The sequence below is a fragment of the Lysobacter sp. F6437 genome (genome assembly GCF_052547215.1).
On the sequence record NZ_JBQWRB010000001.1, the window covers coordinates 1,005,228 to 1,018,534 of the forward strand.

The 13,307-nt window shown below is 69.1% G+C and carries 17 protein-coding genes; 12 read left to right on the plus strand and 5 right to left on the minus strand.

Annotated features, from left to right (window positions below; translation table 11 throughout):
• Positions 1 to 42 precede the first annotated feature (42 nt).
• The 4 genes from tesB (at position 43) to ACT9F5_RS04695 (ending at position 3,255) form a co-directional block, all read left to right on the plus strand.
• Positions 43 to 939 carry an acyl-CoA thioesterase II gene (tesB, locus tag ACT9F5_RS04680; protein WP_445118744.1) on the plus strand — a complete coding sequence of 299 codons (897 nt, stop codon included), beginning with the start codon at positions 43 to 45 and terminating at the stop codon, positions 937 to 939.
• Between the two features lie 3 nt (positions 940 to 942).
• Positions 943 to 1,800, plus strand: coding sequence for a hypothetical protein (locus ACT9F5_RS04685; protein WP_445118745.1), 858 nt, complete (start codon positions 943 to 945; stop codon positions 1,798 to 1,800).
• 85 nt (positions 1,801 to 1,885) lie between these two features.
• On the plus strand, positions 1,886 to 3,058 hold the full coding sequence (locus tag ACT9F5_RS04690; protein ID WP_445118746.1) for a sigma-70 family RNA polymerase sigma factor: 1,173 nt from the start codon (positions 1,886 to 1,888) through the stop codon (positions 3,056 to 3,058).
• 2 nt (positions 3,059 to 3,060) lie between these two features.
• Positions 3,061 to 3,255 carry a hypothetical protein gene (locus ACT9F5_RS04695; protein WP_445118747.1) on the plus strand — a complete coding sequence of 65 codons (195 nt, stop codon included), beginning with the start codon at positions 3,061 to 3,063 and terminating at the stop codon, positions 3,253 to 3,255.
• A gap of 107 nt (positions 3,256 to 3,362) precedes the next feature.
• Here the strand turns inward: ACT9F5_RS04695 and ACT9F5_RS04700 are convergent, their stop codons facing one another.
• Complete coding sequence (locus ACT9F5_RS04700) at positions 3,363 to 3,998, minus strand: EF-hand domain-containing protein (protein ID WP_445118748.1); 636 nt, start codon at positions 3,996 to 3,998, stop codon at positions 3,363 to 3,365.
• Positions 3,999 to 4,090: 92 nt separating this feature from the next.
• Between ACT9F5_RS04700 and ACT9F5_RS04705 the strand changes: the two genes are divergently transcribed.
• On the plus strand, positions 4,091 to 4,843 hold the full coding sequence (locus ACT9F5_RS04705; RefSeq protein ID WP_445118749.1) for an arginyltransferase: 753 nt from the start codon (positions 4,091 to 4,093) through the stop codon (positions 4,841 to 4,843).
• The gene (locus ACT9F5_RS04710) at positions 4,840 to 6,084 is read left to right on the plus strand and encodes an endonuclease/exonuclease/phosphatase family protein (RefSeq protein WP_445118750.1); all 1,245 of its coding nucleotides are present in this window, start codon (positions 4,840 to 4,842) and stop codon (positions 6,082 to 6,084) included. Before ACT9F5_RS04705 ends, ACT9F5_RS04710 begins: the two co-directional genes overlap by 4 nt.
• A 6-nt stretch (positions 6,085 to 6,090) precedes the next feature.
• Here the strand turns inward: ACT9F5_RS04710 and ACT9F5_RS04715 are convergent, their stop codons facing one another.
• Together ACT9F5_RS04715 and purT are read right to left on the minus strand one after the other, a co-directional pair.
• Complete coding sequence (locus tag ACT9F5_RS04715; protein WP_445118751.1) at positions 6,091 to 6,549, minus strand: hypothetical protein; 459 nt, start codon at positions 6,547 to 6,549, stop codon at positions 6,091 to 6,093.
• Between the two features lie 34 nt (positions 6,550 to 6,583).
• Positions 6,584 to 7,786, minus strand: a complete 1,203-nt coding sequence (gene purT, locus ACT9F5_RS04720; RefSeq protein WP_445118752.1) for a formate-dependent phosphoribosylglycinamide formyltransferase — start codon at positions 7,784 to 7,786, stop codon at positions 6,584 to 6,586.
• 104 nt (positions 7,787 to 7,890) lie between these two features.
• On the opposite strand from purT, the gene ACT9F5_RS04725 reads away from it, so the two are divergent.
• The 6 genes from ACT9F5_RS04725 (at position 7,891) to ACT9F5_RS04750 (ending at position 12,300) form a co-directional block, all read left to right on the plus strand.
• Positions 7,891 to 8,847, plus strand: coding sequence for a hypothetical protein (locus ACT9F5_RS04725; protein ID WP_445118753.1), 957 nt, complete (start codon positions 7,891 to 7,893; stop codon positions 8,845 to 8,847).
• A gap of 74 nt (positions 8,848 to 8,921) precedes the next feature.
• A complete protein-coding gene (locus tag ACT9F5_RS04730) occupies positions 8,922 to 9,782 on the plus strand; it encodes an SPFH domain-containing protein (RefSeq protein WP_445118754.1) in 861 nt (286 codons plus the stop codon).
• Positions 9,782 to 9,970, plus strand: coding sequence for an Arc family DNA binding domain-containing protein (locus tag ACT9F5_RS04735; RefSeq protein WP_445118755.1), 189 nt, complete (start codon positions 9,782 to 9,784; stop codon positions 9,968 to 9,970). Before ACT9F5_RS04730 ends, ACT9F5_RS04735 begins: the two co-directional genes overlap by 1 nt.
• Positions 9,967 to 10,152: a DUF4177 domain-containing protein gene (locus ACT9F5_RS04740; protein WP_445118756.1), complete on the plus strand. Its 186-nt coding sequence runs from the start codon at positions 9,967 to 9,969 to the stop codon at positions 10,150 to 10,152. The genes ACT9F5_RS04735 and ACT9F5_RS04740 overlap by 4 nt, the downstream gene beginning before the upstream one ends.
• Before the next feature lies 1 nt (position 10,153).
• Positions 10,154 to 11,488 carry an alpha/beta fold hydrolase gene (locus tag ACT9F5_RS04745; RefSeq protein WP_445118757.1) on the plus strand — a complete coding sequence of 445 codons (1,335 nt, stop codon included), beginning with the start codon at positions 10,154 to 10,156 and terminating at the stop codon, positions 11,486 to 11,488.
• Positions 11,488 to 12,300 (plus strand): D-alanyl-D-alanine carboxypeptidase family protein, encoded by an 813-nt coding sequence (locus ACT9F5_RS04750; RefSeq protein WP_445118758.1) that lies wholly within the window; start codon positions 11,488 to 11,490, stop codon positions 12,298 to 12,300. Before ACT9F5_RS04745 ends, ACT9F5_RS04750 begins: the two co-directional genes overlap by 1 nt.
• Here ACT9F5_RS04750 and ACT9F5_RS04755 read toward each other — a convergent pair.
• Entirely contained in the window at positions 12,297 to 12,971 is a 675-nt protein-coding gene (locus ACT9F5_RS04755; RefSeq protein WP_445118759.1) for a DNA-3-methyladenine glycosylase family protein, read from the minus strand. The two genes, ACT9F5_RS04750 and ACT9F5_RS04755, sit on opposite strands and share 4 nt — an antisense overlap.
• Before the next feature lies 1 nt (position 12,972).
• Complete coding sequence (locus ACT9F5_RS04760; protein WP_445118760.1) at positions 12,973 to 13,284, minus strand: DUF423 domain-containing protein; 312 nt, start codon at positions 13,282 to 13,284, stop codon at positions 12,973 to 12,975.
• Between the last annotated feature and the right edge of the window lie 23 nt (positions 13,285 to 13,307).

A 13,307-nucleotide genomic window follows, 5' to 3' on the forward strand; every position in this document is an offset into this window, starting at 1 on the left:
GCGGCTATAATCGCCGGCCTGTCCGAACCGGCTCCCACCCGCATGACCACCCCCGTCTCCGAGCTGATCGAACTGCTGTCGCTCGAACGCCTTGAGGACAACCTGTTCCGCGGCCAGAGCCGCGACATCGGCACCAAGTACGTGTTTGGCGGACAGGTGGTCGGGCAGGCGCTTTCGGCGGCGCAGGCGACGCTGAAAGAGGCGCGCACTGCTCATTCGCTGCACGCCTATTTCCTCAAGGCCGGCGACATCGCCGCGCCGATCGTCTACCAGGTCGACCGCACCCGCGATGGCGGCAGTTTCTCGGTGCGGCGGGTGACCGCGATCCAGCACGGCCAGCCGATCTTCTTCCTCGCCGCCTCGTTCCAGCGCGACGAAGACGGTGCCGAGCACCAACTCTCGATGCCCGAGGTGCCGCAACCCGAGGACATCGAGCCCGGCCACGCCGTGCCCGAACGGGTGATGGCGGAACTGCCGGAGAAGATCCAGCGCTGGCTGTCGAAGGAAGGCCCGTTCGAGTTCCGCCACGTCTATCCGCGCGACGAGCTCAAGCCGCCCAAGCGGCCGCCGTTCCAGCAGGTCTGGTTCCGCCTGGCCGAGCGGGTCGGCGACGCACCGGAGCTGCACCGCGCCCTGCTCGCCTATGCCTCAGACTTCCACCTGCTCGGCACCGCGACCTTCCCCCACGGCATCAGCTATTACCAGCCCAACGTGCAGATGGCCTCGCTCGACCACGCGCTGTGGTTCCATCGCCCGTTCCGCGCCGACGACTGGCTGCTCTACTCGATCGACAGCCCCAGCGCGCAGGGCTCGCGCGGCCTGGCCCGCGGCATGGTCTACGACCGCCACGGCAAGCTGGTCGCCAGCACCGCGCAGGAAGGCCTGATCCGCGTGGTCGGTGACGCCCAGGCCGCCGCGCTCGTGCCGGCCCGGGACTGACCGGTGCGCAAGGTCTTCAGCAGCCAGCGTCTGGAGAACGTCGAAGGCGTGGCGAAATTGCTGCGCGACGCCGGGATCGAGGTGCGGGTCAGCAATGGCCGTTCCTACAAGGGCAACCGTCGCGGCACCTTCAGCTACAGCGACCGTGGCGACGCACCGACACCGGCCGTGTGGGTGGTGCAATCGGACCAGCAGGTGGCCGCACGCGAGCTGTTGCGCGAAGCCGGACTGCTCGACTCGACCCGCACCGAAGAGGGCTACGTCAGCCCGAACTTCCGTTTCCAGGCCGAACAGCACACCACCGCCATGTCGCCCACCCGCAAGCGCGCGATGAGGTTCAAGATCGGCCTGATCGCGCTGATCGTCGTGGTTGCCGGCATCGCCACCTGGCGTGGAATCAACCAGCCCGCGTCGGTCCGGCAGCTCGCCGCGCCACCGTTCGACGGCAGTACCGCCGCGACCCTGCTGCCGGTGGCGCGAGCGGTCTTCGCCAGCGAGCTGGGTGAGGTGGGCACGCCGGTCGCATGCGTCGGCATGGATGGCAGGGATGCCCCGATCGAGTTCATCCAGTCACTGCAGTCCACCACGCCCGACAGCAAGCTGGTGCAGGCATCGGCCTGCGTTGAACAGGCCGACGAGGAGCGCGGCAGCCACCACCGCGTGTCCGGACAGGCGGCCACGATCATCGAGGTCCATGGCTTCAAACCGTCCGCGCCGGACCGAGGGCTGATCGAATACAGTGCCTACCACCATCGCATGTGGGCCAGCTACAAGACCCTCGAAGTCGCGCGGGTGGACGGCCGGTGGCAGGTGGTGGATGTGGTCAAGCACGTGCGCAACCGCGGGCTCATCGGCTTCTAGGCACATCCGGCCGGTCACATTCGCCCCGCAATGGCGTCTTGGTCCATGCATCCACCATGGATGAGCGCAAGGGAGCCCGACCGTCATGAACACCGTCGCCCAATCCGCCCCGCTCGACCGGCCGCCGCTGGAGCGATTGATCGACACCCAGTTGGCGGCCGCCGCCGACGGCGATCGCGCGGCCTATGGCCGGATCGTCGCCGCCTGCCAGAACTCGGTCACTGCGATCGCGTTGGCGATCGTGCGCGACGTGCCGGCCAGCGAGGACATCGCGCAGGAGGCGTTCCTCAGCGCGTGGCAGAACCTCAGGCGGCTGCAGAACCCGGCCAGCTTCCTGCCGTGGCTGCGCCAGATCACCCGCAACCTCGCCCGCGACCACCTGCGCGAACGCCAGCGGCTGCCGCGCGAGGCGCGTGACGCCGACGCGCTGATCGCGGCCGCGGCCGATCCGCAGCCGCAGCCGTTCGAGCGGTTGATCGAGCAGGAACGCACTGACGTCGTCGTCGAACTGATCTCCGCGCTGCCGTCCGACAGCCGCGAAGTGTTGTTGCTGTATTACCGCGAAGGCCAGCGCTCGCAGCAGGTCGCCGATTTGCTGGGCCTGTCCGACGCCGCGGTGCGCAAGCGCCTGTCCCGCGCGCGCGCCACCGTTCGCGACGAGTTGCTGGCGCGCTTCGGCGAGTTCGCCCGCGCCTCGGCGCCATCGGTGGGCTTCACCGCCGCGGTCGGCACTGCGCTTGCGGTGGCCAGCCCGCCGGCGGCCGCGGCGGGGGTGTTCGGAAGCGCGCTGGCCGCGGGTGGTGGGAGCACGCTGGGCAAGGTGCTGGTCGGCGCCGCCGGCAGCATCGGCATCGGCTTCGTCGCAGCGTTGGCCGGCGTGTGGCTGGGCTTGCGCACCCAGTTGAAGGGTGCGATCGACGCCGCCGAACGATTTGCGCTGATTCGCAGCGCAGTCATCTCGTCGCTGGCGTCCGCCGGATTCATCGCGGGGATCGTGCTGATTGCCCGCTATGACGACGGCTGGATCGCGGCAACGCTGTTGACGCTGGTGTTCATGGCGACGATTTTCTACCAGACGATGGTGGCGCAGCCGCGCATCCTGGCGCGTCGCCATGCGCTGGAAGCACAGCGCGACCCGGCCAGGGCGGCCGCACGCCGCCGGCGCGAGCGCTGGCTGTGCTGGCTGGGTGGAAGCATCGGCTTCGTCAGCGGTTTCGGCGGCTTGTTGTATGGCCTGATCATCAGCGGGAGATTGTGAGGATGACCCTGTCCGCATTCTGGATCCGCCGCTTCGCGCTGGTGTTCACCGTGGCGATCGTGGTCCTGTTGGGGGTCCAGGCGTTGCGCGGTGAAATCGATCTGGCGGGCAGCGCGATGTGGAGTGCGATCACCGCGCTGCTGGTCGCCTCGCTCAACACCTGGTGGGCGTGGCGTCATGGCTGCCGGCTCAAGTAGCCGGCCGTAAGCCCGGGCAAAAAAGACCCGTGCCGCGGAGATCATCGGCACGGGTCAGGGATTCCACGTGGTGCTGCGCGCGACCGGCGTCGTGGCAATCCGCCGGTTCAGCGCTGGCTGCGCGGCATCAGGTCGGCGCGGCTGAGTTGGCCATCGCGGTCCTCGTCGAGGAACGCGAATGCACGGGCGTGGCGCGGCCATCCGGCCTCGACCTCGGAACGGCTCAGGCGACCATCACGGTTGGCATCGGCCTCGGTGAATTTCGCCTCGAACCGCTGTATGCGCTTGGCCGCGAATTCGCTGCGGCGCTTTTCCGCGGCGGCGTCCAGCTCACTGCGCACGAGATAACCATCGCGATTGCGGTCGATCTCGCCGAACGTCGTCGCGAAGCGGGAGGCAGCGGCCTCGATCGTGCTGATGCGGCCATCGCCATCGGTGTCGAGCCGGATCGCGGCCATGGCACCGTGGTGCCCGCGATGCATGCGCTTGCCACCGCGGTGCATGTGACGGGGCCGCTCGCCCCGCTCGATTTTTCCGTCACCGTCCCGATCCATGCGGTCGAAATGTTCAGCCAGGCGCGGGTGGGCCGCCGCTTCCGAACGATCGATCGCACCGTCGTGGTTGAGATCCAGCATCGAGCGGGGCTGTGGTTGGGCTTTATGATCCTGCGGGGTCGCCATTGCGACGCCGGCAAGGGCGATACCGATGACGAGCGCCGGTGCGCGGATGATGCGAAGGTTCATGGGGGACTCCTGCACAGGCGCCGGCATGGCGCCATCGGGAATGAAAACGCGCCGCCCTGCCGCCGGTTGACAGCCGGCGCTATGCTGGCGCCATGGGCAAAGACCCCGGCCAGGACCTCGACGAGCTGCGCCTGTTCCACACCGGCGAGCATCCGTGCGGCTACTGGCCGGAGCGGCTCGCCCGCGACCTGGTGCTGGACCCTCGCGACCCGCGCCTGCCGCAGTGGTATCCACTGGCGCTGGGCTGGGGCTTCCGCCGCTCCGGAGACATCGTCTACCGGCCGCACTGCCACGGTTGCCGCGCCTGCGTGGCGGTTCGCATCCCGGTCGACCGCTTCGTCCCGGACCGCAGCCAGCGCCGCTGCCTCGCGCGCAATACCGATGTCGAAGTCCGCGTGTTGCCGGCGGAGCGCACCGACGAGCAACTGGCGCTCTACCGGCGCTACCTCGCCGCACGCCACCGTGGCGGCGGCATGGACGACCACGGCGCCAACGAGTTCGAGCAGTTCCTGATCGGGCGCTGGAGCGAGGGCCGTTTCCTCGAGTTCCGCCAACGGGTCGACCACGGGCGTGGCCCGCTGCTGGCGGTCGCGGTCACCGATGTCATCGAAACCGCGCTGTCGGCGGTCTACACTTTTTACGATCCCGACCAGCCCGCACGCGGACTCGGCACCTTCGCCGTGCTCAGGCAACTGGAATGGGCGCGTCGCGAAGGTCGCCAGCACCTGTACCTGGGCTACTGGATCGACGGACACCGCAAGATGGATTACAAACGCCGGTTCCGTCCGCTCGAGGCTTTCGACGGCCGCAACTGGCGAGACCTCGACCCTGGAGACCCTGCATGACCCGATCGCAACGCATCGCCACCCTCGCCGGACTGCTGGCGACCGTGGCGCTCTCGGGCTGCCTGCGCGTCACCGTCCACGGCGATCCGGAGGCTTGGGCCGAACGCATGGCTGACTCGATCAATCCGACCCCATTACGGGTCGCGACCTACAACACCTCGCTCTACGACGACACCAACGGCGGCCTGGTCCGCCACCTGCAGGCCGGTGACGACGACGCCCGCAGGATCGCCTCGGTGCTGCAACGGGTGCGGCCCGACGTGGTGCTGCTCAACGAGTTCGACTACGACCCTGCGGGCCGCGCGGCGGACCTGTTCCAGCGCGATTACCTCGAGGTCGCCCAACCTGGCGGCGGCGACCCGCTGCACTACCCGTACCGCTACCTGGCGCCGGTCAACACCGGCGTGCCGAGCGGGCTCGACCTCGACCGCAACGGCGAGGCTGGCGGCGATGGCCGCAGCCGCGGCAACGACGCCTGGGGCTACGGGATGCATCCGGGGCAATACGGGATGCTGGTGCTGTCGCGCTATCCGATCGAGAACACCGGAGTGCGGACGTTCCAACAGCTGAAGTGGAGCGCGCTGCCCGGCGCCCGCCAGCCACGCGACCCGGCGACCGGCGCAGCGTGGTATCCGACTGAAATCTGGTCGCAGTTGCGGCTGTCGTCCAAGTCGCACTGGGACGTGCCGATCGCGACGCCGCTCGGCACCGTCCACCTGCTCGCCGCGCATCCGACCCCGCCTGTGTTCGACGGCGCCGAGAACCGCAACGGCCTGCGCAACTTCGACGAGATACGGTTGTGGGCGGAGTACATCGGTCGCGGCGCCAACGACTGGCTGTGCGACGACCGCGGCCGGTGCGGCGGATTGCCGGCCGATGCGCGGTTCGTGCTGGTCGGTGACTACAACGCCGACCCCGTCGACGGTGATGGCGAGCCCGGCGCGATCGCGCAGTTGCTCGACCATCCCCGGGTCAACGCCGACATCGTCCCGCGCAGCGCCGGCGCGGTCGAGCGCGCGGCCCAGCGTGGCCTGCCGCGCGATGGCGACGTCGCCACCCATACCGGTGACTTCGGCCCGAAGGGCGGCACCCTGCGGCTCGATTACGTGCTGCCTTCCGACAACCTGCGGGTGCGCGACGGCGGCGTGTTCTGGCCGGCCGAAGGTGAAGCCGACGCCGCCATCGCCGGCGCCAGCGACCACCACCTGGTCTGGCTCGACCTCGTGGCGCCGGCGCGCTGACGCGAGCTATTTCTTCTTCGAGCGCTTGCGCGGCGCGGCGGCGGGCTTCGACTTCGCCGCCTTTGCTTTCTTCGCAGTCTTCGCAGGCGCTTTCCCCGCCGGCTTCTTCGCCGCCGTGCCCGACTTTGCAGCGGTCTTCACCTCGACTTGCGCGCCGGAGCCATCGCCGGCCGGACGGGCGGCGTCCACCGCAATCCGCGGCCCGAACCCGAACGCCTCGTCGGTCCGCGCCGACACGATCATCAGCACCATGCTGGTCGGCACCAGCAACTCAAGCGAAATGGTGTCGCCGGCGGTGGTCCGCGCGTCGAGCGTCATCCGGATCAGTGCGCCACCGGTATCGACCTCGCGGCAGACGATGTGGATACCCGCCGGGCCCTCCTGTAGGTAGGGCTGGATGCCCGCACCCAGCGCCTCGAGTGCCTTGGGATAGAAAAATACGGCGTAACCGTTGTTGTCGCTCATCGTGGTTCCTTCGATTTGCAAAGCGGAGCGCTTCTCAGCGCAGTTCGATCTTCAGTTCGGCGGCGGCGCGACGGGCCTTGTCGCGCGCCTGTTCCACATCCTCGCCCAATGCCAGCGTCACCGCGACCCGGCGCTGGCCCTCGACCCGCGGCTTGCCGAACAGGCGCAACTGGGTGTCGGGCTGCGCCAGCGCGGTGTCGACGCCGGAGAACACCGGCACGCCGTGGCCTTCCGCCAGCACCGCGCAGGACGCCGAGCCGCCGCCGTGGGTTCGGATGACAGGAATCGACACGCCCAGGATCGCGCGCGCATGCAGCGCGAACTCGCTCAGGTCCTGGCCGATCAGCGTCACCAGTCCAGTGTCGTGCGGACGCGGCGAAACCTCGCTGAACCAGACCTCGTCGCCCTTGATGAAGAACTCCATGCCGAACACACCCCAGCCGCCGAGGTCGTCGCTGACCGCGCGCGCCACCTGTTGCGCGCGCTCCAGTGCCAGCGCCGACATCGGCTGCGGCTGCCAGCTCTCGCGGTAGTCGCCGTGGGCCTGGGTGTGGCCGATCGGCGCGCAGAAACTGGTGCCGCCGGCGTGGCGCACGGTCAGCAGGGTGATCTCGTAGTCGAAGTCGACGAAGCCCTCGACGATCACCCGGCCGGCGCCCGCGCGGCCACCGGTCTGGGCGTACTCCCAGGCCGTGTCGATGTCGGCCTCGGTGCGCACCAGCGACTGACCCTTGCCCGACGACGACATCACCGGCTTGATCACGCACGGCACGCCGATCTCGGCCACTGCCGCGCGATAGTCGTCGAGGGTGTCGACGAAGCGGTATGGCGAAGTCGGCAAGCCGAGGGTTTCGGCGGCGAGCCGGCGGATGCCCTCGCGATCCATCGTCAGGCGCGCGGCGCGGGCGGTCGGGATCACCCGGGTGCCACAGCCGCGCCCGGCGAACTCGCGCTCCAGCTCGACCAGTGTCCCGGTGTGGATCGCCTCGATCTCCGGCACGATCAGCTGCGGCTGCTCCCTGGCGATCAGCGCGCGGATCGCGGCGCCGTCGAGCATGTCGATGACGTGGCTGCGATGGGCCACCTGCATCCCGGGCGCATCGGCATAACGGTCGGCCGCGATGACCTCGACGCCGAAGCGCTGCAACTCGATCGCGACCTCCTTGCCGAGTTCGCCGGAGCCGAGCAGCAGGACGCGAAACGCGTGCGGGGACAGCGGCGTGCCGAGGGTGACCATGCGGGTTCCAATCAATCGTCGAAGGCGCCGGCTAGTCTAACTTCCGTGCCCGCGTCGCCGTAATCGAGGTTTCGGGGCGTCGCACCTCATGCGATGCTTCGCCGATGCCGCCGCGCCCGCCCGCTCCGTCTCCCCGATCCCGCTTCGCCACCGCCCTGCGCGCCGTGGCGCTGGCATCGCTGTTCGCCCTCGCCGGTGGATGCGTGCAGCAAGAGGACGATGCAACCGGCAACGAACCGGGCAGTGAGCTGTCCGGCGTGTTGCTCGACCTGCAGCTCAGCGAGATCAGCGGCCTGGCCGTTTCGCACAGGCACGACGGCGTGTTGTGGCTGCACGACGACGGCGACAACCCGCCGCGGCTGTTCGCGGTCAACGAGCGTGGCGGCCGGCTGGCGACGTTCCGCATCGAGGGCGTGACCAAGACCGACTGGGAAGACATCGCCGCGTTCGAACTCGACGGGAAGCGCTACCTGCTGATCGCCGACACCGGCGACAACGGCGGGCTGCGCCGGACCCTGCAACTGCACGTGGTCGAGGAACCCGCCACGCTGCGCAATGCGCGGTTGAAGCCGGCCTGGTCGATCGCGTTCCGCTGGCCGGACGGCGCCCGCGATTGCGAGGCGGTGGCGGTCGACGCACGGCGCGGCGAGATCCTGCTGGTGTCCAAGAAGCGCCAACCGCCGGAGCTGTTTTCGCTGCCGTTGCGCCCGCCCGCGGGCGAATTGTTGACCGCCCAACCGCTAGCGACCCTCAATGGCATGCCGGCGCTGGACCCGGAGCGCCTGAAGCACGCACCGGAGCGGGCCAAACTCGACGGCCAGGTCACCGCCGCCTCGCTGTCCCCCGATGGGTCCACGCTCGCGGTGATGACCTATCGCTACCTGCTGCTGTACCCACGGGCCGGGGACGGCAACTGGGCCGACGCCGTGACGCGCCAGCCACGCACCAGCGTGCTGCCGTGGCTGCCACAGGCGGAAGCGCTGGGCTGGGCAGCCGATGGCCGCAGCCTGTATGCGACCGGCGAGTTCATTCCGGCCCCGCTGTACCGGATCACGCCCTGACCAGCGGTCGCGACGGATTGCATTTTTGATATCAATTTGATATCAATTAATCAAACCACCGCGAGGCACCCGCCATGAAAGAGAACCCGATCCGCTCGCTGCCCGGCATCCCGACCCTGCTGGCGCTGATCGTCGCAATGCTGGTCGCCGCCTGGCTGTTCTTCAGCGGCATCAACGACCAGAGCCTCGGCACCATTGCCGGCGCGGTGTTGATCGCCGCCCTCGCCCTGTTCTGCCTGGTCGGCCTGTACATGGTCGAACCCAACCAGTCCGCGGTGCTGAGCCTGTTCGGCAAGTACGTCGGCACCGTCACCGACCCCGGGCTGCGCTGGAACAACCCGTTCTACGTCAAGCGCAAGGTCTCGCTGCGCGTGCGCAACTTCGAGAGCGGCAAGCTCAAGGTCAACGAGCTGGAAGGCAGCCCGATCGAGATCGCCGCGGTGATCGTCTGGAAGGTGGTCGACTCGGCCGAGGCGGTGTTCAACGTCGACGACTACGAGAGCTTCGTCACCATCCAGTCGGAGGCCGCGCTGCGGGCGATGGCGACCAGCTATCCGTACGACAGCCACGAGGACGAAGTGTCGCTGCGCAGCCATCCGGTCGAGATCTCCGAGCACCTCAAGGCCCAGCTCGACGAGCGCCTGACCACCGCCGGCGTCGACGTCATCGACGCCCGCATCAGTCACCTCGCCTACGCCCCGGAAATCGCCGGCGCGATGCTGCAGCGCCAGCAGGCCAACGCGGTGATCGCCGCGCGCACCCGGATCGTCGCCGGCGCGGTCGGCATGGTCGAGATGGCGCTGGAGGAACTGCAGAAGAACGACATCGTGCAGCTCGACGAGGAGCGCAAGGCGGCGATGGTCAGCAACCTGCTGGTGGTGCTGTGCAGCGACCGCTCGACCCAGCCGATCGTCAACACCGGCAGCTTGTACTAGTGACTGAAAAGAAAGGCTACGCGCTGCGCATCAACGCCGAGATCCTCGCGGCGGCGCAGCATTGGGCCGACGACGAGTTGCGCAGCCTCAACGCGCAGATCGAGTATGTGTTGCGCGACGCACTGCGCAAGGCCGGCCGGCTGCCCGGCACCCCCCGCAAGCCCCCGATGAAGGACGAGACACCATGAGCACCAGCGCCCGTTGGACCTATGAAGTGGTGGAATTGAGCCCGAACATGCTCGGCCCGTCGATGACCGAGCGCCTGCGCGAGGAACTCGACCGCCTTGGCCGGCAGGGCTGGGAACTGGTATCGGCCAACCAGGTCAACCCGTTCGACCAAGTGCGGCTGATCCTCAAGAAGGTGGCGTGACGTGCGCGCGCCGATGATCGCGCTGGCCACCGCCGCCCTGCTCGCCCTCGTGCCGGCCAGCGATGCTGGTGCGTCGGAGGAGCCAGGCACGGCTGCGGCACAGGTCGACCCGCAGGCAGTTGCCAGCCACCTGCTCGACCAGCTCGATGCGGGCAACTACGCCGCGGCCAACGCGCGGTTCACCGCGCAGATGGCCAGCGCAGTGCCGGCCGACAAGCTCCAGGCGGTGTGGGAATCGCTGCCGAAGCAACTCGGCGCCGCGCGCGGCCGCGGTGACCTCGAGGTCACCGATCACGATGGCACCCAGGTCGTGATCGTGCCGCTGCATTACGCCAACGGCGACGTGATCGCATCGATCGCGGTCACGGCCGATGGCCGCATCGCCGGCTTCATGGTCCGCCCGGCCGCGCCGCCAGCCCCTCCGCCGCCGGCCCGGGACGCCGCCTTCATCGAGCGCGACTTCAGCGTCGGCCAGGGCGGGCGCGCCCTGCCCGGCACCCTTGCCCTGCCCAAGGGCGACGGCCCGTTCCGGGCCGTCGTGCTGGTCCACGGCTCGGGGCCGCAGGATCGCAACGAGACCGTCGGTGGCAACCGGCCCTTCCTCGACATCGCGCGCGGACTCGCCGCCAGGGGCATCGCGGTGCTGCGCTACGACAAGCGCACCCAGGCGCGACCGCAGGACTTCGCTGATGGCGATTACGACGTCGACGACGAAACCACCGACGACGCCGTCGCCGCGGTCGCGGCGTTGCGGGCGACCGACGAAATCGACCCGGGACGCGTTTTCGTGCTCGGCCACAGCCAGGGCGGCATGCTCGCGCCCCGCATCGCCGCGCGCTCCGGACAGGTCGCCGGGCTGGTCATGCTGGCCGCGCCGGCGCGGTCGTTGCTCGACATACTTCCGGAACAGAACCGCTACCTGCTCAACGCCGACGGGTCGATCAACCAGGCCGAACAGGATTTCCTCGACCAGCTCGACGCCAGCATCGCGCAGGTCCGCGGTTCGGAGCCAATGGAGGCCGCCGACACTCCCCTGGGGCTGCCCGTCAGGTACTGGCGCGAGTTCGACCAGATCGATCCGGTCGCCGACGCACTCGCCATCGACGTGCCCATGTTGCTGTTGCAGGGCGGTCGCGATTTCCAGGTGGTCGATACCGACTGGGAGCTCTGGAAAAAGGCGCTGGCCGACCAGCCCAACGCCACCCTCAGGCACTACCCCGCGCTCAACCATCTGGGCATCGTGGGTGAAGGCCCGGGTTCGGTGGAGGAATACAAGGTCCCGGGCCACGTCGATCCGCCCCTGGTCGACGACATCGCCGAGTGGATCAAGCGTTGATGCGTGGCCAACCCGACATCCTGATCAACACGCCGGAGATCGAACTCTGGCCGCACGGACTGCTGCGGGCGCGCAGCAACCACGATGCGCGCGCGATGTCGCGTGCGCGGCATGTGCTGCGACGCAAGCGCGACGGCCGCTACCTCGCCGCCGACCTGCCAGAGGGCGTGTTGCCGCTGGTCCACCGATTGATGCACGAACCCGGCATCGACGCGGCGCTGGATGCGCTGGAATTGCACCCCGCCCGTCGCCGTCCCGGCATCGAGCGGGTGGGCGAACTGCCACTGGACCGGTTGCAGGAACGACTCGACCTGCTCGGCATCGACGGCGAATACGCCGAGCGCACCGGCCTGCCACTGGTCGCCGAACCCGACTGGCTCGCGCTCGCCGGTTTCGACCGCTACCGCCGCCCGCTGTGGCTGCACGTCAATGCCGCACGCGCATGGAGCCACCTGCAGGCGGCCGCACGGCGCGACGGCGTGGTGCTGGAGGCGATCTCCGGCTATCGCAGCCACGACTACCAGCTCGGCATCTTCGAGCGGAAGATCGCACGCGGTCTGGGCGTCGACGAAATCCTCGCGGTCAATGCCGCGCCCGGCTACAGCGAGCACCACTCCGGCCTCGCCCTCGACATCGGAACACCCGGCGAACCACCGGCCGAGGAAACCTTCGAACAGACGCCCGCGTTCGACTGGCTGGCCGCCAACGCAGGAGGCCATGGCTTCGCCATGAGCTATCCGCGCAACAACCCGCACGGCATCGTCTACGAGCCGTGGCACTGGCGCTGGAGCGCGGACGACGCCTCGCCCTAATCCTGCGAACGCTTGGTCGGTGTCTTCGCCTCCACCGCGAAGTCGGCGATCCGCCACAGGTAGAAGCTGGCGTAACTGCGATACGGCCCCCAGCGCTCACCGAGCTGCGCAAGCGCCTTCGGCGTCGGCATCGCGTCGAGTCCGTCGACGATCTGGGCGCCCTTGCGGATACCCAGGTCGTCGATCGGCAATACGTCGGGGCGGCCGAGCCGGAACATCAACATCATCTCGACCGTCCAGCGGCCGATCCCGCGCACCGGCACCAGCGCGGCGACGATCGCGTCGTCGTCCATGGTCGCCATCCGCCGCAGGGTCGGGATCTCGCCGGCCGACTCACGCAGGGCCAGGTCGCGCAATGCCAGCAACTTGTTGCCCGACACCCCGCAGGCGCGCAGGGTCGCATCGTCGCAACGGCCGAGGGTGTCGCAGTGGAAACGGTCGCTCTCGATCGCCGCCTCGACCCGGCCAACGATCGTCGCCGCCGCCTTGCCACTGAGCTGTTGGTAGAGGATCGCGCGGGCCAGCGCATCGACCGGGTCGAACGACTTGCGCCAGCGCGGATCCGGATCGATCACGCCGATCCGGCGCATCCAGGTGCCGAGCTTGCGGTCGCGCCGGGCCAGGTGGGCGCGCGCCGCCCCGGTGTCGAATCCGCGCGAATGGCGTGGCATCTCAGCCCCTCAACGTATCGGCCGCCCAAAGCAGCCAGGCGAGGATCATCAGGCTGCCACCCATCGGTGCAAGCGAGGTCGGCGTGCCGAAGGCGTGCGCACAGGCCAGGCTGCCGGAAAACAGCAACGTCCCCAGCGCCAGCACGCACAGTGCGGCCGCGCCAAATCGCCGCCGCACATGCGGTGCCAGTGCCGCCAGCGCGATGCCGTGCCCGAACGCGAACAGCGCCGCCGAGTGCAGGCTCGCCTGGACCTGGGGCTCGGCGGAATGCGCTGCGTAGGCAAACAGCGCGACCGACGCCGCGGCAAGCACCGCGCCCAGTGCGGCAAGCGCCC